Origin of the sequence: Streptomyces cavernicola (genome assembly GCF_029968035.1) — a bacterium.
In the GTDB taxonomy this organism is placed as follows: domain Bacteria; phylum Actinomycetota; class Actinomycetes; order Streptomycetales; family Streptomycetaceae; genus Streptomyces; species Streptomyces cavernicola.
The window spans coordinates 17,217-38,545 of sequence record NZ_JASCIQ010000021.1; the positions used below are offsets into that span (position 1 = coordinate 17,217).

The 21,329-nt window shown below is 73.1% G+C and carries 21 protein-coding genes; 6 read left to right on the forward strand and 15 right to left on the reverse strand.

Translation table 11 applies throughout. The annotated features are described in order from the left end of the window. Nucleotides 1–105 precede the first annotated feature (105 nt). On the forward strand, nucleotides 106–1,701 hold the full coding sequence (locus QIS96_RS20315; RefSeq protein ID WP_282544083.1) for a long-chain-fatty-acid--CoA ligase: 1,596 nt from the start codon (nucleotides 106–108) through the stop codon (nucleotides 1,699–1,701). A gap of 206 nt (nucleotides 1,702–1,907) precedes the next feature. Beyond that, entirely contained in the window at nucleotides 1,908–4,712 is a 2,805-nt protein-coding gene (locus QIS96_RS20320; protein WP_408907223.1) for a SpoIIE family protein phosphatase, read from the forward strand. A 200-nt stretch (nucleotides 4,713–4,912) separates the two neighbouring features. Here QIS96_RS20320 and QIS96_RS20325 read toward each other — a convergent pair whose 3' ends face one another. Next, nucleotides 4,913–5,404, reverse strand: a complete 492-nt coding sequence (locus tag QIS96_RS20325; RefSeq protein WP_282544085.1) for an SRPBCC family protein — start codon at nucleotides 5,402–5,404, stop codon at nucleotides 4,913–4,915. Nucleotides 5,405–5,584: 180 nt separating this feature from the next. Between QIS96_RS20325 and QIS96_RS20330 the strand changes: the two genes are divergently transcribed. Then, entirely contained in the window at nucleotides 5,585–6,145 is a 561-nt protein-coding gene (locus QIS96_RS20330) for a hypothetical protein (RefSeq protein ID WP_282544086.1), read from the forward strand. Nucleotides 6,146–6,158: 13 nt separating this feature from the next. Here the strand turns inward: QIS96_RS20330 and QIS96_RS20335 are convergent, their stop codons facing one another. Further along, nucleotides 6,159–8,081, reverse strand: coding sequence for an ATP-binding cassette domain-containing protein (locus QIS96_RS20335; protein WP_408907224.1), 1,923 nt, complete (start codon nucleotides 8,079–8,081; stop codon nucleotides 6,159–6,161). A 278-nt stretch (nucleotides 8,082–8,359) separates the two neighbouring features. Here QIS96_RS20335 and QIS96_RS20340 point away from each other — a divergent pair, with 278 nt between their 5' ends. Further along, nucleotides 8,360–9,109, forward strand: coding sequence for an SMI1/KNR4 family protein (locus QIS96_RS20340; protein ID WP_282544087.1), 750 nt, complete (start codon nucleotides 8,360–8,362; stop codon nucleotides 9,107–9,109). A gap of 6 nt (nucleotides 9,110–9,115) precedes the next feature. Here the strand turns inward: QIS96_RS20340 and QIS96_RS20345 are convergent, their stop codons facing one another. The 3 genes from QIS96_RS20345 to QIS96_RS20355 all read right to left on the reverse strand — a co-directional run bounded on the left by QIS96_RS20345 (nucleotide 9,116) and on the right by QIS96_RS20355 (nucleotide 10,086). After that, nucleotides 9,116–9,403, reverse strand: coding sequence for a hypothetical protein (locus QIS96_RS20345; protein ID WP_282544088.1), 288 nt, complete (start codon nucleotides 9,401–9,403; stop codon nucleotides 9,116–9,118). 76 nt (nucleotides 9,404–9,479) lie between these two features. Beyond that, the gene (locus QIS96_RS20350; RefSeq protein WP_282544089.1) at nucleotides 9,480–9,689 is read right to left on the reverse strand and encodes a hypothetical protein; all 210 of its coding nucleotides are present in this window, start codon (nucleotides 9,687–9,689) and stop codon (nucleotides 9,480–9,482) included. Between the two features lie 70 nt (nucleotides 9,690–9,759). Further along, entirely contained in the window at nucleotides 9,760–10,086 is a 327-nt protein-coding gene (locus QIS96_RS20355; RefSeq protein ID WP_282544090.1) for a plasmid stabilization protein, read from the reverse strand. 334 nt (nucleotides 10,087–10,420) lie between these two features. On the opposite strand from QIS96_RS20355, the gene QIS96_RS20360 reads away from it, so the two are divergent. Next, nucleotides 10,421–11,731 (forward strand): cytochrome P450, encoded by a 1,311-nt coding sequence (locus QIS96_RS20360; protein ID WP_282544091.1) that lies wholly within the window; start codon nucleotides 10,421–10,423, stop codon nucleotides 11,729–11,731. 80 nt (nucleotides 11,732–11,811) lie between these two features. Here QIS96_RS20360 and QIS96_RS20365 read toward each other — a convergent pair whose 3' ends face one another. From QIS96_RS20365 to QIS96_RS20385, 5 genes are all read right to left on the reverse strand, one after another. Further along, nucleotides 11,812–12,651, reverse strand: coding sequence for an NAD(P)H-binding protein (locus QIS96_RS20365; RefSeq protein WP_282544092.1), 840 nt, complete (start codon nucleotides 12,649–12,651; stop codon nucleotides 11,812–11,814). Between the two features lie 361 nt (nucleotides 12,652–13,012). Then, the gene (locus tag QIS96_RS20370) at nucleotides 13,013–13,462 is read right to left on the reverse strand and encodes a tetratricopeptide repeat protein (RefSeq protein WP_282544093.1); all 450 of its coding nucleotides are present in this window, start codon (nucleotides 13,460–13,462) and stop codon (nucleotides 13,013–13,015) included. Nucleotides 13,463–13,508: 46 nt separating this feature from the next. Next, nucleotides 13,509–14,117 (reverse strand): CE1759 family FMN reductase, encoded by a 609-nt coding sequence (locus QIS96_RS20375; protein WP_282544094.1) that lies wholly within the window; start codon nucleotides 14,115–14,117, stop codon nucleotides 13,509–13,511. Next, nucleotides 14,114–15,241, reverse strand: a complete 1,128-nt coding sequence (locus QIS96_RS20380) for an LLM class flavin-dependent oxidoreductase (protein ID WP_282544095.1) — start codon at nucleotides 15,239–15,241, stop codon at nucleotides 14,114–14,116. The genes QIS96_RS20375 and QIS96_RS20380 overlap by 4 nt, the downstream gene beginning before the upstream one ends. 113 nt (nucleotides 15,242–15,354) lie before the next feature. Then, the gene (locus tag QIS96_RS20385) at nucleotides 15,355–16,257 is read right to left on the reverse strand and encodes a LysR family transcriptional regulator (RefSeq protein ID WP_282544096.1); all 903 of its coding nucleotides are present in this window, start codon (nucleotides 16,255–16,257) and stop codon (nucleotides 15,355–15,357) included. A gap of 96 nt (nucleotides 16,258–16,353) precedes the next feature. Between QIS96_RS20385 and QIS96_RS20390 the strand changes: the two genes are divergently transcribed. Beyond that, nucleotides 16,354–17,115 carry a sulfite exporter TauE/SafE family protein gene (locus QIS96_RS20390; protein ID WP_282544097.1) on the forward strand — a complete coding sequence of 254 codons (762 nt, stop codon included), beginning with the start codon at nucleotides 16,354–16,356 and terminating at the stop codon, nucleotides 17,113–17,115. On the opposite strand, the gene QIS96_RS20395 is transcribed toward QIS96_RS20390, so the two are convergent. From QIS96_RS20395 to QIS96_RS20415, 5 genes are all read right to left on the reverse strand, one after another. Next, nucleotides 17,097–17,330, reverse strand: a complete 234-nt coding sequence (locus QIS96_RS20395; protein WP_282544098.1) for a hypothetical protein — start codon at nucleotides 17,328–17,330, stop codon at nucleotides 17,097–17,099. The genes QIS96_RS20390 and QIS96_RS20395 overlap by 19 nt on opposite strands. Before the next feature lie 113 nt (nucleotides 17,331–17,443). Then, a complete protein-coding gene (locus QIS96_RS20400; protein ID WP_408907225.1) occupies nucleotides 17,444–18,721 on the reverse strand; it encodes an MFS transporter in 1,278 nt (425 codons plus the stop codon). Nucleotides 18,722–18,726: 5 nt separating this feature from the next. Next, nucleotides 18,727–19,800, reverse strand: a complete 1,074-nt coding sequence (locus QIS96_RS20405; protein ID WP_408907230.1) for a PLP-dependent cysteine synthase family protein — start codon at nucleotides 19,798–19,800, stop codon at nucleotides 18,727–18,729. 442 nt (nucleotides 19,801–20,242) lie between these two features. After that, nucleotides 20,243–20,656: a hypothetical protein gene (locus QIS96_RS20410; protein ID WP_282544100.1), complete on the reverse strand. Its 414-nt coding sequence runs from the start codon at nucleotides 20,654–20,656 to the stop codon at nucleotides 20,243–20,245. Nucleotides 20,657–20,725: 69 nt separating this feature from the next. After that, on the reverse strand, nucleotides 20,726–21,292 hold the full coding sequence (locus tag QIS96_RS20415) for a dihydrofolate reductase family protein (protein ID WP_282544101.1): 567 nt from the start codon (nucleotides 21,290–21,292) through the stop codon (nucleotides 20,726–20,728). Nucleotides 21,293–21,329: the final 37 nt, after the last annotated feature.

The window sequence follows — 21,329 nt, forward strand, 5'->3', positions numbered from 1 at the left end:
AGGCGTGCCCCTCCCGGAACGGTGACTCCGCAGGCAGGACAGCGATTCCGCAGGCGATGCGCGCGCACGGCACAGCACGGCACCGCAGACGCAGAGGGAGAGCCCATGCAGGAGCACGCCGTCGACGCCGTGTCCGCCGCCCGCCGCATGTCGTACGGGGCCCAACTCGCCCGCTGCGCCCGCAAGTTCCCGCACCGGATCGCCGTGCAGCACGGGGGCCGCGCCCTCACCTTCCCCCAACTCGACGCCCGCGTCTCCCGGTTGGCCAACGCCCTCGCCGTACGCGGGGTGGGGCGCGGGGACCGGGTCGCGATCGTCATGCACAACGCCGTCGAGGTCGCCGAGGCCTTCCTCGCCACGGCCCGGCTCGGCGCGGTGGGCGTGCCGGTGAACTTCCGGCTCGTCGCCGAGGAGATCGCGTACATCCTGGCGGACTGCGGCGCGAGCGTCCTGCTCGTCGACGGCCGGACCGCCGCCGTCTGCGCCGACGCGCGCCGCGGCCCGGACGGCGGGCCGCGGGCCGTGCTCGTCACCGGCGGCGACCCGCGGGCCGCAGGCCCGGACGCCGAGTCCTACGAGGACGCCCTCGCCGCCGCGCCCGCCGCCGACCCCGGCGTGGACGTGCCCGAGAACGACCCCGCCTACATCATGTACACCTCCGGCACCACCGGCCGCCCCAAGGGCGCGGTCCTCACCCACCTCAACCTGGTGATGGCCTCGTACGCGGCGCTGTGCGCGACCGGCGGCATCCAGCAGGAGCCGGGAGCGGTGCTGATCGGGGTGCCGATGTTCCACATCAGCGGCCTCAACAACACGCTGCGCGGACTCCTCGACGGCGGCCGCGTCGTCATCGACGCGTCCCCGCACTTCGACCCGGCAGCCCTCGTCGACCTCCTCGAACGGGAGCGCATCACCAGCTGCTTCCTGGTGCCGAGCCAGTGGCAGGCGATCTGCGCGGTGCCCGGTCTTGAGGACCGCGACCTGGCGCTGCGCACCCTCGTCTGGGGCGCGTCCACCGCACCGCCCTCGGTCCTCGAGGCGCTGCGGGACCGCTTCCCGCAGGCCCCCGCGTACAGCGCGTTCGGGCAGACGGAGATGAGCCCGACGACGACCATGCTGCGCGCCGAGGACGCGCTGCGGAAGACCGGCTCGGTCGGCACACCCCTGCCCGGCATCGAGGTGCGGATCGTCGACGAGGAGATGCGGGACGTGCCGGTCGGCGAGGTGGGGGAGATCGTCTACCGGGGGCCGACGACCATGCTCGGCTACTGGAACAAGCCGAAGGAGACCGAAGAGGCCTTCGCGGGCGGCTGGTTCCACTCCGGCGACCTGTGCCGGATGGACGACGAGGGCTTCGTCTACGTCGTCGACCGCAAGAAGGACATGATCATCTCCGGGGGCGAGAACATCTACTGCGCCGAGGTCGAGGCCGCCATCGACGCCCACCCCGGCGTCGCCGAGGTCGCCGTCATCGGCGTCGACCACCCGAAGTGGGTCCAGACCCCGCGCGCCGTCGTCGTCCCCGCCGACCCGCGGAACCCGCCCACCGAGGACGAGCTCATCGACCACTGCCGCGAGCGGCTCGCCTCGTACAAGAAACCCACCTCGGTCGTCTTCGCCGACGCCCTGCCGCGCAACGCCAGCGGGAAGATCCAGAAGTTCCGGCTGCGGGAGCGGTACGGGGATGCGGGCCTTCGCTGAACGGTCGTTAAGGGGTGATCGGCGGCGACGGGCTGCCGCAGCCGCCGATGCGAGCACGGAGCGAGGGCGGGGCGGAGGCCGGGCCGGGGGCCCGGTGCGCAGGGCGGGACGGCATACTGCGGCGTGCGGATCGCCTGGTCGACCGCTGTCCGGGGCCGCAAAGGCCCCAATCACCGCCAGGGTCGGGAAGACTGGAACATATGGGCATGAACGGATCCTCGCGCCGGATGTCGAGTCCGTCGCCCCAGCCGCAGGGGCGGAACGAGCCGCCGGGGCGGTCGCCGGGGCGCCGCGGCCCGCTGAAGGCGCGGAGCGTCGCGACCCAGGTCTTCCTGCTGCAGCTGACGATCGTGGCGATCCTCGTCGTCGCCACCCTCCTCGTCATCGTCGTGCAGGTCAGGAGCCAGGCCAACGAGCAGGCCCGCGAGGAAGTGCTGGTCTCGGGCCAGACGTTCGCGAACAGCCCCGGCATGGTCGCCGCCCTGGACGGCCCGGACCCCACCGCCGTCCTGCAGCCCCGCGCCGAGGCGGCCCGCGAGCGCTCCGGGCTCGACGCGGTCGTGGTCACCGACACCCGCGGCATCCGCTACACCCACCCCGACCCCGCGCAGATCGGCAGACGCTTCGTCGGCACCCTCGAACCCTCCCTCAAGGGCCGTACGACCGTCGAGAGTGCCGAAGGGCCGATCCTGCCCGGCGGGGAGTCCGACGTCGTCCAGTCCGTGGTGCCCGTCTTCCGGCCGAACGGCACGGTCGCCGGGATCGTGTCCACCTCCGTCACCGTCAAGCACGTCGACCGGGACGTGGCCCGGCGGCTCCCCGTGCTCTTCGGCACCGCGGGCGGCGCCCTCGTCGTGGCGGCGGGCGGCGCGGCCCTGGTCAGCCGACGCCTGCGGCACCAGACGCACGGCCTCGGACCGGTCGAGATGACGCGGATGTACGAGCACCACGACGCCGTGCTGCACTCCGTCCGCGAGGGCGTCCTCATCGTCGGCGCCGACGGCCGGCTGCTCCTCGCCAACGACGAGGCCCGCCGCCTGCTCGACCTGCCCGCCGACGCCGAGCGGCGGCACGTCGGAGAGCTCGGCCTCGCCCCCGCCACCGCCCGGCTCCTCACCTCCACGGAGGCCGTCACCGACGCCGTGCACCTCGTCGGCGACCGCCTCCTCGCCGTCAACGTACGGCCCGTCGACCCGCACAGCGGCCCCGCCGGCAGCGTCGCCACGCTGCGCGACTCCACGGAGCTGCGCGCCCTCGCCGGACGCGCCGAACTCGCCCGCGAGCGCCTCCAACTCCTCTACGACGCCGGAGTGGGCATCGGCACCACCCTCGATGTGGCCCGTACCGCCGAGGAGCTGGCCGAGATCGCGGTGGGCCGGTTCGCGGACTTCGCCACCGTCGAGCTGCTCGACGCCGTGATCCGCGGCGACGAACCGCACGCCGCGGACACCGCCATGCGCCGGATCGCCGTCCGCGGCGTCCAGGCCGACCCGCCGCTCTACCCGGCCGGCGAAACCGTCCACTTCGTGCCCGCGAGCCCCATCGCACAGGGCCTCGCCGCCGGGCACGCCGTGCTCGCCGCCGACCTCGCCGGCACGCAGGGCTGGCGCGACCAGGACCCGGAGCGGGCCCAGGACGTCCTGGACGCCGGCATCCACTCCCTGATCACGGTGCCGCTGCGGGCCCGCGGCGTCGTCCTCGGCTGCGCCAACTTCTGGCGCTCCGAACAGGAGGCGTTCACGCAGGACGACGTGTCCTTCGCCGAGGAGCTGTCCGCCCGCGCCGCCCTGTCCATCGACAACGCCCGCCGGTACGCCCGCGAGCACGCCGTCGCCGTCACCCTGCAGCGCAGCCTCCTGCCGCGCGCCCTGCCCGAACAGTCCGCGCTCGACGTCGCGCACCGCTACCTGCCCGCCGAGGCGGGCGTCGGCGGCGACTGGTTCGACGTGATCCCGCTGCCGGGCGCGCGCGTCGCCCTCGTCGTCGGCGACGTCGTCGGACACGGGCTGCACGCCGCCGCCACCATGGGCCGGCTGCGCACCGCCGTGCACAACTTCTCCGCCCTCGACCGTGCCCCCGACGAACTGATCGGCCACCTCGACGAGTTGGCCGCCCGCATCGACGCCGACGAGGCCGACCCCGAAGGCGTCGGCGAGGGCATGATGCTCGGCGCGACCTGCCTGTACGCGATCTACGACCCGGTCACCGGGCGCTGCACCCTCGCCCGCGCCGGACACCCCGGCCCCGCCGTCGTACTCCCCGACGGCACCGCCGAGTTCCCCGACGTGCCGGTGTCGCCGCCGCTCGGCCTCGGCGGCGGCATGCCCGTCGAGACCGCCGAACTGCAGCTCCCCGAGGGCGCCACCCTCGCCCTCTACACCGACGGCCTGGTCGAGGACCGCCACCGCGACCTGGACATCGGCCTCGCCCTGCTGAGCGACACCCTGGCCGCGACGGTCGACCGCACCCCCGACGAGGTCTGCCGGGCCGTCCTCGACGCCGTCCTGCCGGAGCGGCCCGCCGACGACGTGGCGCTCCTCGTGGCCCGCACGCGCCGGATCGACCCGGACCGGGTCGCCGAGTGGGACGTGCCCGCCGACCCGGCGGCGGTGTCCCGCGTACGCTCCGACGCCACCCGCAAGCTGGCGGACTGGGACCTGGACGAGGCCGCGTTCGCCACCGAGCTGGTGGTCAGCGAACTCGTCACCAACGCCATCCGGTACGGCAGCGAACCCATCCGGCTGCGGCTCCTGCACGACCGCAACAGCCTGATCTGCGAGGTCGCCGACGGCTCCAGCACCTCCCCGCACCTGCGCCGCGCCAAGAGCACGGACGAGGGCGGCCGCGGCCTGTTCCTCGTCGCACGGTTCGCGGAGCGCTGGGGCACCCGCTACACCAGCCGCGGCAAGGTCATCTGGACCGAGCAGTCCCTGCACGGTCCGGGCCGCACCCCGGAGGCCGAGTCCGAGGAGAGCCTGCTCGACCAGTGGGGCGACGATACGGAGTTCTAGGGGGTGTCTCTCCGATCTTTGCGGATCAGGCCGCGGCGTCTGGTGCGTGCTCTCGGCGTGCGACCGGATCTTCCTCGTACTGGACGTACTTGGGTGATTCGGGCGTGCGGCGATGGGGGTACCTCCCTGCTCGAGCGCAGCCGAGAGCTTGGGGGAGCGTGCCAGGCGTCGCGGACCCGCAAAGATCGGGGAGACGCCCCCTAGGGGCCCAGGGGAGACGCCCCCTGGCCCCGTCCCTCGACGTACGCCGCCAGGTGGGCGAGGGACGAGGCGATGCCCGCCTCGTGGTCCGCGCGGTCGATGCCGGGCGGCACGTCGCTCGCGGTGACGGTCACCTCGGTGCCGCCGGCCCGCTCCGCGCACTCCCAGGTCATCGTCATGGTGCCCGCGTACGCCGGGTCCTCGGCCTCGAACACCACGCGCTGCACCACGAGTCGAGGCGGCGTCAGCTCGGCGAACGCGACGTCGACGACGTCCGTACCCGCCGACGTCTTGCCGGGCCCGCCGCGCGCGTCGAGGTAGTCGAGCACGAGCCGGAAACCGCCGCCGGGCCGCGGGTCCCAGCGCTCGATCCGGCCGCGCATGCCCTCCGGCGGCAGCCAGGCCTCCAGCGAACCCCGGTCCACGAGCGCGCCGTACACGGCTGCCCTCGACGCGTCGATCCAACGGCTGACACGGTCGGTTCTGGTCATGCTCCGAGGCTAGGCCCTGTCCGGAAAGTCCCGCCTGCCCCGCGACGCCTGGCACGCACTCTCGCCGCAGGGCCCGCCCTCCGGGCGGACGACGGGACTTTCCGGACACGACCTAGGCCCTGTCGCCCCGCGGGCCCCGGCATCATGGGGCCTCCCGACCGTACGGACGAAGGGCCGCCGATGCCGGACCGCGCCACCGGGCAGCGCCTCGAACGCCGCCTCTACCTGGGTGGTCTCGCCCTGATGGCCGGGTTCGCGCTGCTCGCCTTCGGGCCGCTCCTCGCGGGGCTCGGGGCCGTGCTCCTCGGCGGAGCGGCGCTGTTCCTGGTCGCCGCGTGGCGGGGCGCGTCCGCCCTGAGGGCAGGGCGGACGCGCAGGGCCTGGCAGATGTTCGCCGTGGCGACGGCGCCCGTGTCGCTCTTCGGGCTGCTGTACGCGTGGGTGTCCGGCAAGCTCGCCGTCGCCCTGGACGCCTACGAGCCCTGCATCGCGCGGCGACAGCACTACGACGCGGCGTACCGCGAGCGGCACCTGGACGAGATGGACGGGTCGTTCCCGCTGAGCAACGCCTGCAACGCCGACCACGACCTGGTGCCCGGCTGGGTCAACCCGGCCCTGGTGTGTTTCGCGGTGCTCCTGACGACCTCCGTGCTCGTCATGGCCTGCATGGTCGTCACGACCGTCAGGGGCGGCGGGCCCACCGGCCCGCTCCCCGACGGGCGGGCGCGGCAGGGCAGTTGACGGTCCTCCTCCCTCACCGGTTCTTGGCCAGCGCGACCAGCTCCGCGAACACGCCGCCCGCCGCGACCAGTTCGTCATACGTGCCCTGCTCGGTGATCCGGCCGTCCTGCATCATCACGACGCGGTCGGCAAGCCGGGTGTTCTCCAGCTGGTGCGTGACGACGACGGTGGCGCGCTCCGCGGCGATGCGTTTGATCTGCAGGAAGATGCGGTGCTCGCCCCGCGGGTCCATCTGCGAGGTCGGCTCGTCCAGGATCAGCAGCGGCGTACGGCGGTAGAGCGCGCGGGCGCAGGCGAGCCGCTGCCACTGGCCGCCGGAGAGTTCCGCGCCGCCGAACAGCTCGCGGGCGAGCAGTGTGTCCAGTTGCTGCGGCAGGCCCTCCACCGGACCCCGCATGCCGACCGCGTCCACGGTCTCCCACACCAGGTCGTCGTCGAAGGTCTTCGGCTGGCCCAGCGTGACGTTCTCGCGTACCCGCAACGGCCAGCGGGCGAAGATCTGCGGCACGAGCGCGGTGCGCCGCCACACGGCCTCGGCGGACACCTCGGCCAGATCGACGCCGTCCCAGCGGACCTGCCCCTTGTCCGGGAGCAGGATGCCGGTGAGGAGCTTCGCGAGCGTCGACTTGCCGGAGCCGTTCTCGCCGACGATCGCGAGGATCTCGCCGCGGCGCAGCGTGAGCGAGACCCCGTCGACGGCGGGCGCGTCCTTGCCCGGGTACTGGTACACGACCTCGTCGAGGCGGATCTCGTCCACCCGCTCCGGAACCGTCCCCGCACCGCGCTGCGGGGCCCGCGCCGCCGCCAGGTCCAGGAAGGAGCGCATGTCCGCCAGATAGAGGGAGGTGTGGAACATCGCCGCCCCGTAGATCACGAACTGGCCGAGCGCGGCGAGCGTCGTCTGCACCGCGACCACCGCTGTCGCGGCGACGGGCAGCGCCACCCGGCCGCTGCTCGCGAGCCAGGCGAGGGCGGCCCAGGCGCAGAGCAGGAACACCCCGCCCAGGGCGCTCGTCGCCAGGGTGATCCGCAGCATCCGCGGCGCGGCGGAGCGCGTCCGCCGGTCGATGCGGGTGGACAGGGCGCGGTACCAGTACGTGAGGTAGCCGGTCATGCCGTTGGCGCGCACCTCGTCGCCGAACTGCGAGGCGGTCGCCCACCAGCGCATCATCGAACGGACGTTGCGGTCACCGACGTTGAGGTAGTGCGTCTCGTAGTCCACGCGCGCCGACAGCACCGCGCCGACGCCGGCCGGCAGCACCGCGAGCAGCAGCAGCGGCAGCATCAGCACATGCAGCGCGGTGATCACACTGCTCGCGGCGACCATCCGCACCAGCGCGGCCAGGAACCGCTGCGCGTCCTGCACCATCAGGCGGGTGCGGGTAATCCCGACCTCGGCGGCCTCCTGCCGGTCGGCGAAGCCGTCCTCGCCGTACGCGGAGGCCTCCACCCGGCACACGGCCTCGACCAGGGCGATGTCCGCCTCGGTGGTGAGGAGCGGGGTGATGCGGCCGTTGGCGTACGTCGACAGGGCGGTGCTGATCCGGCCCGCGGCCGCGGCGGCGGTCACCACGACAAGGGCGGGCAGGGCGCCGTGCAGACGCTCGGCGACGGCGCCCGAGCCGAGCAGGTGCGTCATGGCCCGCGCGGTGAAGGCGAGGACCACGGCGGCCGCCGCGCCGGTCAGGATCTGGCAGACGAGCAGCAGCACGACGCTCGCCCGGTCCACCGCCCACGCCATCCGGGCGGTGTGCGCGAGCACGGCGGGCAGCCGCCGGCACATCGCCCCGAACGTGACGTCGGCCAGCGGGTTCTTGCCGTGCTGCGCCTCGAACCTGATCGTCGCGGGTGCGGGCGGGGGAGGGGTGCCCGACGGGCTGGCAGGGGCGTCGGCGTCGGCGGCGTTCTCGTCGGATGTGGTGTCGGTCGCGGTCACCGGCAACCTCCTGGGTGTTGTGCCGCACCTGGATGGTTCGGCAGTGCCCGGATCAACGACGCCGCCCCGGATTCGAACGCGCTCGATTCCGGACGCGTCACGGCCCTTGAGGGACAAGGGCTCGAACGCGTGGTCGCCGTACTGACGCGGGTACGGACGGCGGCACGGTGGCCGAAACGCGGGGTGCCGAGACTGGTGTGACGGGTGGGGTTTTAGATGGACGCAACGCGACGCGGGGGAGCGACCCTTGCGAGCGAGGTCCGACGGGGGAGACATACGTGAACAGCATCTGGACCGGCGTACGGGAACGGGTGCTCGCCCTGCGCGAAGCGCCGTACTGGCAGGAGGTGTTCGGCGCGAAGTTCCTGGATTCGGGGCACCGGTTCGAGTTGATGCCCGTGCTCGACGAGGCGCAAGTGGCCCAGGGGGAACGGGAGTTGGGGGTGAGGTTGCCGGAGGAGTACCGGACGTTCCTGCTGGAGGTGGGCGCGGGCGGCGCGGGCCCCGACTACGGCCTGTTCCCCTTCGCACGGCCGGGCACGGACCGGGTGCCCGACGCAGCCGAAGCCGATGCCGAAGGCGCAGCTGATGCCGAGGGGAGCCTGCCCGCCGCCGCGCTCCCCTTCCGGCCCGAGCGCACCCAAGAGCTGAACGCCCACTACGAGTTGGAGCCCCGGGCGGCCGACTACGGCGCATCGCAGGAGGAGCAGGACAGGTTCTGGCGGGAGTACGCGCAGTGGGACCAGCGCTGGGACGAGCTGGAAGACAACCTGACCGACGGCACCCTCTGCATCAGCGAACAGGGCTGCGCCTACTACACCGTCCTCGCCCTCACGGGCGACGAGCGCGGCACCATGTGGGACGACGTGCGCGCGGTCGGCGAGGGCGTCCTGCCGGTGCGGACGTGGGGCGAGAGCGAGGCCCGGGTCACGTACGCCGACTGGTACCTGAAGTGGCTCGCGAACGCGGAACGTCAGGCGTGGGAGAAGCCCAGGGATCCCAGGGGCCCCAGGGATCTGAGCCGCTGAGGGTCCTCAGCCGGATGGCTCCTGCGGCTCCGGACGAGTCGAGGGCTGTTCCGTAGGGGGCGCCGGCCGCCCCTGCTGCTCGCCTCTGCGTCCGGTGCCTGCCTCGTCGGTGTCCGGCACGTCGTCGTGGGACGACTCGGAGCCGCTCTCGTCCGGGTCCCCGCCCGGTGTCGGGACGTCCCAGCGGTCGTCGTTCCCGCGGTCGTCCTGGCCGGCCTGCTGGTCCTGCGGATCGTGCGGTACGGCGTCGGGCTCGCGCTTCGAGGTCTGCGCGGGCTCCGGGTCGGCGGGCATGGGGCGCTCCTCTCGGGGGCCGGCGCGTCGGCCGGCCGGGTCGACGGGTCGCGGTCGCGGGTCAGCGGGCCGGCGGTCAACGGCGGCGGTCGCCCTCGTGATGCCTGGCTGTGCGGCGGGCCGCCTTCTCGGCCTTCGCCGCCGCCTCGGCCCGGCGCATCTCCTCGGACTCCCGACGGCCCTCCTGCTTCTGCTCCTCGCGGTGCAGGGCCACGCCGTCGGTGTACTTCTTTGCCGCCTTGATGCGGGCGAGCTTCGCCCGGACGACGTCCATCTGGTTACCCATCGTGCTTCCGGCTCCTTCTTCCTGTCGGGGGCTGTTTTTTGGGGCGTGTCTGTTGGGGGGCGTGCCGTCGTCAGCGCCCGAGCGCGCGGCGCAGTTCCTGCTTGTTCATCGTGGAGCGGCCCTCGATGTTCTTCTTCTGCGCCTCCGCGTAGAGCTGGTCCTTGGTGGGCCCCTGCGCGCCCGAGTGCGAGCGCCGGCCGCCGCGTTCGGGGGCGGACTTGGGGTCCTCGGTCGAGGTCCTGCTCGCGGTGCGGGACTCGCCGGCGCGGACGCTTTCCTTGTTCACCGTGCGGGCGGCGATCTCCTCGGCCCGCTTCTTCGAGGCTCCGCGTTCCTCGGCGCTCTCCTTGACGTGCTCGTACTGTCGCTCGCGCTTCGCGCTGGAGCCTGCAGGCATGCGGTCCTCCTGGTGAGACATCGGGGCGGGGCCGGCAGGGGCGGATCTCGTCCGCCCGGCGAGTACCCCTCGCAGGCGGCGACAACCGGACGCTGCGGGTGCGTACGGGCACCCGGCACTCCTCCGCGGCCGGTGCGGCCGGCGCGGCCATGGCCGCCGGGCCGTGGCTGTGCTGTTCTCGGGCTCGGTTCCCACTGTGCTCTTCTGTGCCCGCGGCAGCAAACGCGAAGCGAAGGTGCAGGTCACAGGCGTGATGTTCGCTCGTGCGACGGTCTGCGCGTGCGCGGTCCCGCCTCCTGCTGCCTACGGTGAGGGGACCGGCGAAAGGTCACCCATGCTCGACGAGTCGCTCGCCCTCCTGCGCCAGGGCTACGCCTGGCTGCCCGACCTGACCCGCAGTCAAGGACCGGGCCCCGTCCGCACCCGACTGCTCGGCAGACCCGCCGTCGCCCTGCGCGGCCCCGAGGCGGTGCGGTTCTTCTACGACGAGGACCATGTGCGCCGCCGGACCGCGCTGCCCGAACCCGTCCTGAGCACCCTCTTCGGCAAGGGCGCCGTGCACACCCTCGACGGCCCCGAGCACCGCACCCGCAAGGAGCTCTTCGTCAACCTGCTCAAGGACCGGGCCGCCGTCCAGGACCTGGTCGAGCATGTGACCGTCGAGTGGGAGCACGCGCTCGGCGAGTGGCGCGGCCGGCCCCGCGTGCACCTCTTCGACGAGTTCGGCCTGCTCCTCACCCGCGCCGTGTGCACCTGGGCGGGCGCGCCGCTCGCCGACCAACCGGAGCGGGACGTACGGGAGTTGGCGCGTGATCTGATCGCCATGGTCGACGGCTTCGCCACGGCCGGACCCCGGCACTGGCGGGCCAGGCGCGCCCGGAGCCGCCAGGAGGAACGCCTCGCGGCCCTCGTCGACGAGCTGCGCCGCAGAGCGCTGACGGAGACCCCGGCACCGTCTTCCCGTACGGCACCGTCTTCCCGTACGGCGTCGCCCACTCCCTCACCCGCTCCTTCGTCCTCGTTCTCGTCCTCGCACGAGGTCGTACGGGCGGTCGCCGCCCACCGTGACGCCGACGGCGCGCCCCTCGACGCGCGGACGGCGGCCGTGGAGATCCTGAACGTCCTCCGCCCGACCGCCGCCATCGCCTGGTACGCGGTGTTCGGCGCCCACGCGCTGCACCGGCACCCCGAGTTGCGGGCTCCGCTGGCGCAGGACCGTGGCGGCTACGCCCGCGCCTTCGCCCACGAGGTGCGCCGCTTCTACCCCTTCGCGCCCTTCGTGGCCGGCCTCGCCCCGAGCCGCCTGGAGTGGCACGGAGAGCCGATCCCCGAGGGCGCGTTCGTCCTCCTCGACCTGTACGGGCAGAACCACGACCCCCAACTCTGGGAATCTCCCTACGTGTTCGACCCCGAGCGGTTCACCGGTCGCGAGCCCGGCCGGGACGAGCTGGTCCCGCAGGGCGGCGGCGAGGCGGCCACCGGGCACCGCTGCCCCGGCGAGGACATCACCGTCGCCGTGCTCGCCGCGCTGCTGCCCCGCCTGTCCCGCCTCTCCTACGACGTGCCGGCCCAGGACCTCCGTATCCCGCTGCACCGCATGCCCACCCGGCCGCGCAGCGGATTCGTCGTCGCGCACGTGGCGTGAGAGCACTCGCCGATAGCCGATAGCCGATAGCCGATAGCCGATAGCTGATTGCCGTCCCCTGATCGCCTACGGCTGGGCGCTCACACCTTGACGCCCCCGAAGTCCTCCCGGTGGTCCTCGGCCCACGCGGCGAAGGTGCGCGCCGGGCGGCCCGTGACCCGCTCCACGGTCGTGGTGACCTCGGGCGGCGAAAACCCCTTCTCCGCCGTGGACTTGAGGATCGCGCGCACCGAGTCCCGGGGCATGCCGGGGAACATGGTCTCCGCCGCCTCGTCCACGGAGATCTCGACGAACGCCAACTCCCGGCCCACCGCACGCCCGATGGCCTCGACCTGCGCCGCGTTGGTCGTCGCCGAGGGGCCGGTGAGCCGGTGGACGGCGCCTTCGTGGCCCTCGTCGAGCAGCGCGCGCTCCGCGACCGCCGCGATGTCGTCCTCGTGGACCGGGGCCGCGAGCGCACCGGCGAACGGCGCGCGCACGGAGTCGCCCGCGCGGATCTGCTCGGCCCACTGGAAGGCGTTGGCGGCGAACGCGTTCGGCCGCAGGAACGTCCACGCCAACCCGCTGTCACGGACGGCCTGTTCGGCCTGCGCGTGCCAGGCGTGGATGGGATGCGTCTCGTCCTCGTCGGCGGCCCCGACGATGCCGGACGACAGCAGGACGACATGCCGTACGCCCGCCCTCGCCGCCCGTTCGAGCAGGTCGGGGAGTTGTTCGCCGGTCGCGCCCTGCAGATGCAGGAACAGCTTCGAAGCGCCGTCGAAGAGGCCGTCCGGGTCGGAACGCACCACCTCCACGCCCGCGGGCAGCGCGGCCCGTTCCGGACTGCGGCTCACCGCCCGCACGGCCCGGCCTGCTCCGGCCAGCCGCTCGACCAGGGCACGGCCGACGTTCCCTGTGGCGCCGGTCACCACGATCACGAGGACTCCTCTTTCGGTACGGGATTCACTACAGACCTCCACGACCCTAGGAGCGCCGGTCGGCGCCCCGCCTCGGCGCAGAGACCCAACAGGCCTCGGTCCGACGTCGTACGACCAGCCGGTACGAGGACGCCGCCGCGCCTCAGAGGGGGGTGCGCCGGTCCTGGAGCGGCGGGCGGTCGAGGACTTCGACGTAGACGATCCGGCCGTGCACCACGTCGAGGTTGAGCCTGGCGAACGTCGACCCCCACGAGAGCGACCTCGCGGACCCGCTACAGCAGACCCGTACGAACGCGCGACGGCGGCCGGGTGCAGCGCACGCACCCGGCCGCCGTCGCGACCAGCCCCTGTTCCGCGGGCCCTACTCCACCGCTTCCGGCGAGAACGCCCCCGCCATCCGCAGCCACGGCGCCGCCTCGTCCTTCCGGCTCTGCCGCTCAAGGGTGCGGCCCAGCATCAGATGGGCGTACGCGTCCACCGGGTCACGTTCCACGACGATCCGCAACTCGGCCTCGGCGCGGCGCAGTTGGGCCGAGTGGTAGTACGCGCGGGCGAGCAGCATCCGGGCCGCCGTGTGCTCGGGGAACTCCTCGACCACCTCGGCGAGCAGCCGCGCGGCCGCCGTGTACCGCTTCTCCCCGAACAGCAGCCCGGCGCGCTCCCAGCGCTCCACCGGGGACTCCTCGCGGGTGACGGCGGCCTCGGGCCCGTCGTCGAAGAGGTGCAGCGCGCCGGCCCAGCGGTCCTCGGTGGCCCGGCCGTCGGGGCCCACGCTGTCGAACCTGTCGAGGCTGTCGAACGCGTCGGTCATGGCTGTTCCCTTCCTTCTCGTACTGCTACCGCTGCCGCAGGAGGCGCTACTCGGCCTGGAGCGCGGCCAGTTGCTCCTCGAACGGCACCACGTCGAAGTCGTCGCCCGTGCCGGCCGCGGCCGGCACGTGATTCACCAGGCCGCCTTCCGTGAGTCCGACGAGCTCGCCCGCGGCCCGCTCGATGCGCCCGTCCAAGCCCGCCGCGCCCCAGTCCTCGGAGGCGGCGTACACCGCGGTCGGCACGGTCATGGCCCGCAGATACGCGAACAGCGGGCGCATGGCGTGCTCCAGGACAAGGGAGTGCCGGGCGCTGCCGCCGGTCGCGGCGAGCAGCACGGGCTTCCCGGTGAGCGCGTCCTTGTCGATCAGGTCGAAGAACGACTTGAACAGGCCGCTGTACGAGGCGGAGAACACCGGCGTGACGACGATCAGTCCGTCCGCCGACGCCACCGCGTCGAGCGCGTCCGACAGGGCCTTGCCCGGGAAGCCGCTGGTGAAGTTCTGCGCGATCTCCGTCGCGAGCTCCCGCACCTCGACGACCCGCACCTCGACGGGGCCCGCCGCCTGCGCCTGCACGGAGGCCGCCAGGCGGTCCGCGAGCAGCCGGGTCGACGACGGGACGCTCAGCCCGGCCGATACGACGGTCAGCTTCATACGGTGGTCACTCCTTCTGCGGTCGCGGCCTCCGGGGCGGCGGCCTCGGCGGCTTCCTTGGCGGCGAGCAGGGACTGGTGGGTGGGGGCGTCCGGCACTCCGGCCGGGCGCAGCTTGGCGAACTCCTCGCGCAGGACCGGCACGACCTCCTCGCCGAGCAGGTCGAGCTGCTCCAGGACGGTCTTCAGCGGCAGCCCCGCGTGGTCCATCAGGAACAGCTGGCGCTGGTAGTCGCCCGCGTACTCCCGGAAGGACAGGGTCCGTTCGATCACCTGCTGCGGGGAGCCCACGGTCAGCGGGGTCTGCTGCGTGAAGTCCTCCAGGCTCGGCCCGTGTCCGTACACGGGTGCGTTGTCGAAGTACGGGCGGAACTCCCGTACGGCGTCCTGCGAGTTCTTCCGCATGAAGGCCTGGCCGCCGAGGCCGACGATGGCCTGCTCGGGGGTGCCGTGGCCGTGGTGCGCGTACCGCGTGCGGTAGAGCTCGATCATCTTCTTGGTGTGGTCGGGCGTCCAGAAGATGTTGTTGTGGAAGAACCCGTCCCCGTAGTACGCGGCCTGCTCCGCGATCTCCGGCGAGCGGATGGAGCCGTGCCAGACGAACGGCGGCACGTCGTCGAGCGGGCGCGGCGTGGACGTGAAGCCCTGCAGCGGGGTGCGGAACTTGCCCGCCCAGTTCACCGACTCCTCGCGCCACAGCTTGTGCAGCAGCGCGTAGTTCTCGACGGCGAGCGGGATGCCCTGCCGGATGTCCTTGCCGAACCAGGGGTAGACCGGGCCGGTGTTGCCGCGCCCCATCATCACGTCCACGCGGCCGTCCGCGAGCTGCTGCAGCATCGCGAAGTCCTCGGCGATCTTCACCGGGTCGTTGGTGGTGATGAGGGTGGTGGAGGTGGAGAGGATCAGCTTCTCGGTCTGCGCCGCGACGTACCCCAGCATCGTGGTCGGGGACGACGGTACGAACGGCGGGTTGTGGTGCTCGCCGGTCGCGAAGACGTCGAGGCCGACCTCTTCGGCCTTCAGCGCGATGGCGACCATGGCCTTGATCCGCTCGCGCTCGGTCGGCGTGCGGCCCGTGGTCGGGTCCTGCGTGACATCGCCGACAGTGAAGATCCCGAACTGCATGGGAGCCACCTCCGTATTAGTTCATCTTTCAACTAACACGCTAAGCGTAGCAGGTCGCCGGGTTATTCCCCGCCCCGGGATCGGCCCTTCCGGCCGCTTGCACAGTGCCCCGGTCACTCTTCGCGGTCGCCGCCCGCGGCCCGCCGCAGATGTTCGGCGAGCGCCTCGACGGCCTCCGGGTGCGGGCTCTCGCCGACGCCCCGGGCGAGGAGATGGGTGCGCCGAGCCCAGGGCTCGCGCAGCTCGCACACGTCCAGGGGGAGGGCGGGGTCGACGGCGCGGCGCGGGACCACGGCGAGGCCGACGCCCGCCGCGGCCAGGGCGATCAGGGTGTGCAGGCTCGCGACGCTGGTACGGAGCCGCACCGCCGGGGCGTGCGGGCCCAGGTGCTTGTCGATCCAGCGCCGCAGCGAGGAGCCCGCGTCGAGCCCGACGAGCGGATGCTCGGCCACCTCGCTGTACGTCATCGACGTACGGCCCGCGAGAACCCCGTCCGCCTGGCCCGCCACCACGAGCGAGTCGTCCCCGAGCGGCTCCAGGCGAAGCCCGCAGTCGCGCGCCTCGTCGTCCACCACCACCCCGAGGTCCCCCTCGCCGTCGGCGAGGAGCCGCACGGTCTGCGGGGTGCGGCACTCGCGCAGCGTCACGTCGACGTTCGGGTGCTCCCGCAGGAACGACACCAGGGCCTGCGGCACCAGCCGGTGCATCGCCGAGCCGCCGGCGATCAGCGTGAGGGGCGTCGTGGGGGTCCGGCTGTAGCCGGCGACGGCGCTCTCCAGGCGGGCCGTCCGGTCGAGCACCTCGCGCGCGTGCCGCGCGAGCGTCGCGCCCGCGGGCGTGGGGCGCACGCCGCGCCGCCCGCGCTCCAGGAGCGTCACGCCCGCGTGATGCTCCAGGGAACGCACCCGCGCACTCGCCGAGGGCAGGCTCAGATGCATCCGGCGCGCGCCCGCCGTGATCGAGCCCTCCGTCACGATGTGCAGAAACAGGCGGAGGTCGTCCAGGTCGTAGCGCATACCGGCCAGCCTAGGCCGCTGCCTCAGGCGCAGCCTTAGGCTGCGTACAGCGATCACGCATTGTGCGCCCGCCCGCCGCCGGGCGATGCTCGGTCGATGTCCGAGACGCTGCTCGTCCTGCTCGCCGGCGTCGTCGCCGGAATGCTCAACTCCGTCGGCGGCGGCGGCACCTTCGTGGCACTGCCCGCCCTGGTCGCCGTCGGCCTGCCCCCGGTGACCGCCAACGCCGCGTCGACCATCGCGCTCGTGCCGGGGGCGGTCGCGAGCGCCTGGGTCTACCGGCGCGAACTCGCCCCCGTAGGACCGGCGTCCACCCCAACTCTGACCCTGGTCAGCGTGGTCGGCGGCGGACTCGGCGCCCTGCTCGTCCTCGCCCTGCCCTCCGCCTCCTTCGAGGCGGCCGTGCCCTGGCTGCTCGCCTTCGCCACCCTCGTCCTGGCCTTCGGCCGACACCTCTCGCGCTGGGTCGCGGGGGCGCTCGGCAGGCCCCTCGGGATGAGCGCGCGGGCCGTCCTCGCCAGCCAGTTCCTCCTCGCCCTCTACGGCGGATACTTCGGCGGAGCCGTAGGCATCATGATGTTCGCCGTCTGGAGCATCGGCCTCGGCCTCGACCCCTCGACCGGCAACCCGATGCGCGTCGCCCAGCTCGCCGCCGTCTATCTGAGCGCCACCGCCTTCTTCCTGATCGCCTCGGACGCCCTCGCGACCCCGCTGATCCTCGCCGGGATGCTGGCCGGTGCGGTCGCCGGCGGCTTCACCGGCGCCCATGTGGCCCGCCGCCTCCCGGACCGCGTGCTGCGCGCAGTGATCCTCACCATCGCCGTGACGATGACCGTCCTCTACTTCGTACGGGGGTGAGCGCGCCCATGACGCGGTACGAGAGCGCCGACCCCAGCCCGGACGGCCTGCGCGCCCGCCTCGCCGTGGCCCAGGCCGCCTGCGAAGTGGCCGAACTCGCGCGTGCGGCCGTGCCGTTGGACTCCCGCGCCCTGCACGCGGACGGCCGCCCGCGCGTGCCGGGCGCGACCCTCGCCGCCCGCGCCGGTGTCCGCCGCCTTGTGGGCGGCGGACACCGGTCCTCCGTAGCAGCGGCCTCTATCCCCTCCCCGCCCCTTCCCGAAAGCCTGCGGCGCTGTCTCCTTCGTCTGCCGCGCCGTCGTGGCTGGGCGCGCAGTTCCCCGCGCCCCTATCGGGGCGCGGGTTCCGCGACAGGGGAAGCCAGGCGGCCCGAGCGGTGCAGGCCGTACAGGGATGTCGCGCAGGCCAGGCCGAGTGCGAGCAGCGCCAGCCAGGGGAGTGCCGCGAGGCCCGCGGCGCGCGCGGCGTCCAGGGCCGCGCCGGTGAGCAGGTTGCCGAGGGTGATGCCGATGCCGCAGATCGTGTTGTAGAGGCCGTAGTGCGTGGCGACGAGCCGGTCGCCGGAGAGCCGCACGATGGTGTCCATCTCGAAGGGGTACGCGATCATCGTGCCGAGCGCGAGCAGCAGCGCCGCAAGCGCGGGCGGCACGGCCGCGAGCAGCCACAGCGCAACTCCCTTGTCCGGTACGGGGATTGCGGACGCGGCGAGCAGCGGCAGGAACGCGCAGCCCATCACGGTGAGCCCGTACGTGAGGGCCTGACCGGGCGCCATCCGGGCCTTGCACCAGGCGGTCACCCGGGTCTGCCCGATGACGGTGCTCAGCCCGGACACCGCGAACAGCAACGCCACCGCGGCCGTCCCGGACTCCCCGTCCCCGCCGAGCCGGCGCACTTCGAGCGGCAGCGCCAGATACACCTGGAAGGACAGGACGTACGAGCCGATCATGGCGGCCGAGAACAGCAGGAACGGCCGGTTGGCGAGGATCGCACGCCACTGGGCGAGCACGCTCTCCGTACCGCCGTCCCCCGTGGGCGCGGCCGCGCGGCGGGCCGGGAGCGCGCGGATCTGCACGACGCTCAGGACTGCGAAGATCCCCGCCGACACCAGGCACGTGACCCGGAAGTCCACCCCGGTCAGCACCATGCCGACGAGCGGGCCGAGCAGGATCCCCGCCTGGTAGAAGACGTTGAACAGGGCGAACGCCTCCACCCTGCGCTCCCCGGCGCCCGCCGCCAGATACGCCCGCACCGCCGGGTTGAACAGCGCCCCGGCGAGCCCGGTGGCCGCCGACGCGGCGAGCAGCGCGGGCAGCGAGTCCACCAGGGCGAGCGTCGCGAAGCCGAGGGTGCGCAGGGCGCAGCCCGCGACGATCAGCGGCTTGTAGCCGAGCCGGTCGGCGAGGGTGCCGCCGACCAGGAACATGCCCTGCTGGCTGAAGTTCCGCACGCCGAGCACGAGTCCGACCACCCACCCGGCCAGGCCGAGGGTGCCGGAGAGGTGGGCGGCCAGGTACGGCATCAGCATGTAGAAGCCGAGGTTGATGGTGAACTGATTGACCATCAGGAGCTGGACGGCGCGATCGTGCGACCGCACCTGCGCGAGCATGCCCTTCACCGCTCGCCCCCTGCCGCCGCCGTGCCGTCGGTGCCGGCCGTGCCGTCCGCAGTCGCCGTTCCGTGCGCCGTCTCGGCTGCGCGCGGGTCGACGACGGTCGTGCAGCGCGTCCAGCGCGTGAACTCCTTCTCGTCGGGCCGCCCCGCCACATCGGGCTCGGCGGGCGGGGCCGCGTCGAGGAGCCCGTTCGCAGCGCAGTACGCGTCGTCGTACACCGTGCCGAGATAGCGCTGCGGGCCGTCCGGGAAGACCGCGGCGATCCGCGCGTCCGGCGGCCGGTTCGCGGCGAGCCAGCCCGCGACGAGCGCGACCGCGCCGACGCTCCAACCGCCCGTCGCGTAGTGGGACGCGGCGAGCCGCCGGCAGGTCCACACGGCCTCGGCGGGGGCCACCCAGTGCACCTCGCCGAACTGCCCGTACGCCACATTGCGCGGGTGGATACTGGACCCGAGGCCACGCATCAGACGGGGCCTCGCGGGCTGCCCGAAGATCGTCGAGCCGATCGTGTCGACGCCGACCACCTCGATGCCGGGGTGCAGGGCGCGCAGCACCCGCGCGACCCCCGCCGAGTGCCCGCCGGTGCCGACGCTGCACACCAGGACGTCGATCTGCCCGAGCTGCGCGGTGAGTTCGAGGGCCAGCGGGGTGTACGCGGCCGTGTTGTCGGGGTTGTTGTACTGGTCGGGGCACCATGCGCCGGGCTCCTCGCGAAGCAGCCGGGCCACCCGGTCGCGCCGCGCCTGCTGCCAGCCGCCGACGGGGTCCGGCTCGGGCACGACGTCGATCCGTGCGCCGTACGCGCCGAGCAGCCGGGTCATGGACGGTTCGAGGCCGGGGTCGGTGACGAGGGTCAGCGGATGCCCGTACGCCATCGCGGCGAGGGCGAGCCCCAGGCCGAGGGTGCCGCTCGTGGACTCCACGATCCGGGCGCCGGGCGTCAACTCGCCCCGGGCGCGGGCCCGTTCGACCATGTGCAGCCCTGGCCGGTCCTTCATGCCGCCCGGGTTGAGTCCCTCCAGCTTCGCCCAGAAGCCGCGCCCGGCCGGGGTCAGGGGCTCGGAGATCCGCAGGACGGGCGTGTTCCCGACGAGCCCGGCGAGGCCCTGGCCGGTGCGGGTGAGGGGAGGGAGGTGCGGGAGACGGTGGAGCGGGGGGTGTGCGTGTGTGACGGGGATGTTCAAGGCAGTGCCTTCGCTTGGCTGAAGGGGCGGCACTCCGTCGCGGGAATTCCGTACGGACGGATGCCGCAGGGGGAGGAGGTCGCGCCCCGAATTCACCGGGGCGTACGGGAAATTGCCGCCGGGGCGGGCTTTTCCGCGCAGGCGAAAGCCGCTGTGCGTACGCGTGAACTCGTGAATCCGTGAACCGGGACCCGTGAACTCATGAGTCTGTGAACTCACGCCTGATGGATTCGTGAATTCGAGAATCCGTGCGCGAGTGACGGAGGCGTGCGAAGCGGTGGGCGCGCAGGTGAATACGCGGCGACCGGTTCGAAAAGACGTGCCCTTCGGTCTAAATGCGCAACACGGCCGGATCTCGTCCGGCGGTCGGTGAATCGACGGGCGCGGAACGGGACTTCACGGGGGCGTGTGACGCACCCGGCTGCGCCGTGCAGTCGAGCGGCGACAGGGCGGGCGGGGCCGGCTCGGCCGCCTGCTGGGGCTGGCCGGACGCGCAGTCCTGCGCGGAGTGCTCGGCCGTGTCCCCGCCGTGGTGGCCGGGCGGTTCGACCCGGGCTGTGGCGGTCGAGGGGCTCGCCGAGGTCGCGGAAGTGGAGGGGGAGACGTGTTCGGCGACGATCTCGCCGCTCGCGCCGTGCGTGTAGAGCACGCCGAGCAGCACGGCCACCGACCAGAGAAGCCGCCACAGCCGCGCCCGGCGTGGGCGGGCCTGCGGCGGCGCAGAACTCCGGAAGGTGGTGAGCATGCGGTGATCGTAGCGGCAGTGCGGAGGAATTCCGTGCCTGAATCGGTGCGGGTGGCGGGAATTGGCCGGTTAACGCGCCACGCGGTGGCGGAGGTGGACGACTTTCGAGTTGAAGGTGCGGGTCTCGACGAGTTCGAGGTCGACCCGGCGTTCATCGCGGGGAAAGAACGGAATGCCGCCGCCGAGGAGGACCGGATGAACCATGGTCCGGTACTCGTCGATCAGATCCGCGGCGGCCGCCGCGGCGGCGAGGGTCGCACCGCCGATCGCGATCTCACCCTCGCCCGGCTCGGCCCGCAGCCGCTCGATCTCCTCCGCGAGCCCGCCGGAGGCCAGCCGGGCGCGCCTACCCTGCACATCCGACAGGGTCGTGGAGAACACCACTTTCGGGAGTGGATTCCACAGCGCCGCCCACTCCTGTTCGGCGGCGCCGAGCGCGGGGTCCTGTGCGGCGGTCTCCCAGTACAGCATCGTCTCGTACAGCCTCCGGCCGAGGAGGTGGACGTCGACCCCGCGGATCTCGTCGATCCAGAACCGGAAGACCTCGGGGTCGGGCTCCGACCAGTTGAAGTCCCCGTCCGGCCCGACGATGTAGCCGTCGAGCGACACGTTCATCGAATAGGTCACGCTGCGCATCAGAACCTCCTCGGTGACGACTTCCGACAGTACGACC

Bases quoted from the DNA above. Each gene is read 5' to 3' on its own strand.
- QIS96_RS20315 (WP_282544083.1), top strand. From the start codon at position 106: ATGCAGGAGCACGCCGTCGACGCCGTGTCCGCCGCCCGCCGCATGTCG.
- QIS96_RS20320 (WP_408907223.1), top strand. From the start codon at position 1,908: ATGAACGGATCCTCGCGCCGGATGTCGAGTCCGTCGCCCCAGCCGCAG.
- QIS96_RS20325 (WP_282544085.1), bottom strand. From the start codon at position 5,404: ATGACCAGAACCGACCGTGTCAGCCGTTGGATCGACGCGTCGAGGGCA.
- QIS96_RS20330 (WP_282544086.1), top strand. From the start codon at position 5,585: ATGCCGGACCGCGCCACCGGGCAGCGCCTCGAACGCCGCCTCTACCTG.
- QIS96_RS20345 (WP_282544088.1), bottom strand. From the start codon at position 9,403: ATGCCCGCCGACCCGGAGCCCGCGCAGACCTCGAAGCGCGAGCCCGAC.
- QIS96_RS20350 (WP_282544089.1), bottom strand. From the start codon at position 9,689: ATGGGTAACCAGATGGACGTCGTCCGGGCGAAGCTCGCCCGCATCAAG.
- QIS96_RS20355 (WP_282544090.1), bottom strand. From the start codon at position 10,086: ATGCCTGCAGGCTCCAGCGCGAAGCGCGAGCGACAGTACGAGCACGTC.
- QIS96_RS20360 (WP_282544091.1), top strand. From the start codon at position 10,421: ATGCTCGACGAGTCGCTCGCCCTCCTGCGCCAGGGCTACGCCTGGCTG.
- QIS96_RS20370 (WP_282544093.1), bottom strand. From the start codon at position 13,462: ATGACCGACGCGTTCGACAGCCTCGACAGGTTCGACAGCGTGGGCCCC.
- QIS96_RS20375 (WP_282544094.1), bottom strand. From the start codon at position 14,117: ATGAAGCTGACCGTCGTATCGGCCGGGCTGAGCGTCCCGTCGTCGACC.
- QIS96_RS20380 (WP_282544095.1), bottom strand. From the start codon at position 15,241: ATGCAGTTCGGGATCTTCACTGTCGGCGATGTCACGCAGGACCCGACC.
- QIS96_RS20385 (WP_282544096.1), bottom strand. From the start codon at position 16,257: ATGCGCTACGACCTGGACGACCTCCGCCTGTTTCTGCACATCGTGACG.
- QIS96_RS20390 (WP_282544097.1), top strand. From the start codon at position 16,354: ATGTCCGAGACGCTGCTCGTCCTGCTCGCCGGCGTCGTCGCCGGAATG.
- QIS96_RS20400 (WP_408907225.1), bottom strand. From the start codon at position 18,721: ATGCTCGCGCAGGTGCGGTCGCACGATCGCGCCGTCCAGCTCCTGATG.
- QIS96_RS20410 (WP_282544100.1), bottom strand. From the start codon at position 20,656: ATGCTCACCACCTTCCGGAGTTCTGCGCCGCCGCAGGCCCGCCCACGC.
- QIS96_RS20415 (WP_282544101.1), bottom strand. From the start codon at position 21,292: ATGCGCAGCGTGACCTATTCGATGAACGTGTCGCTCGACGGCTACATC.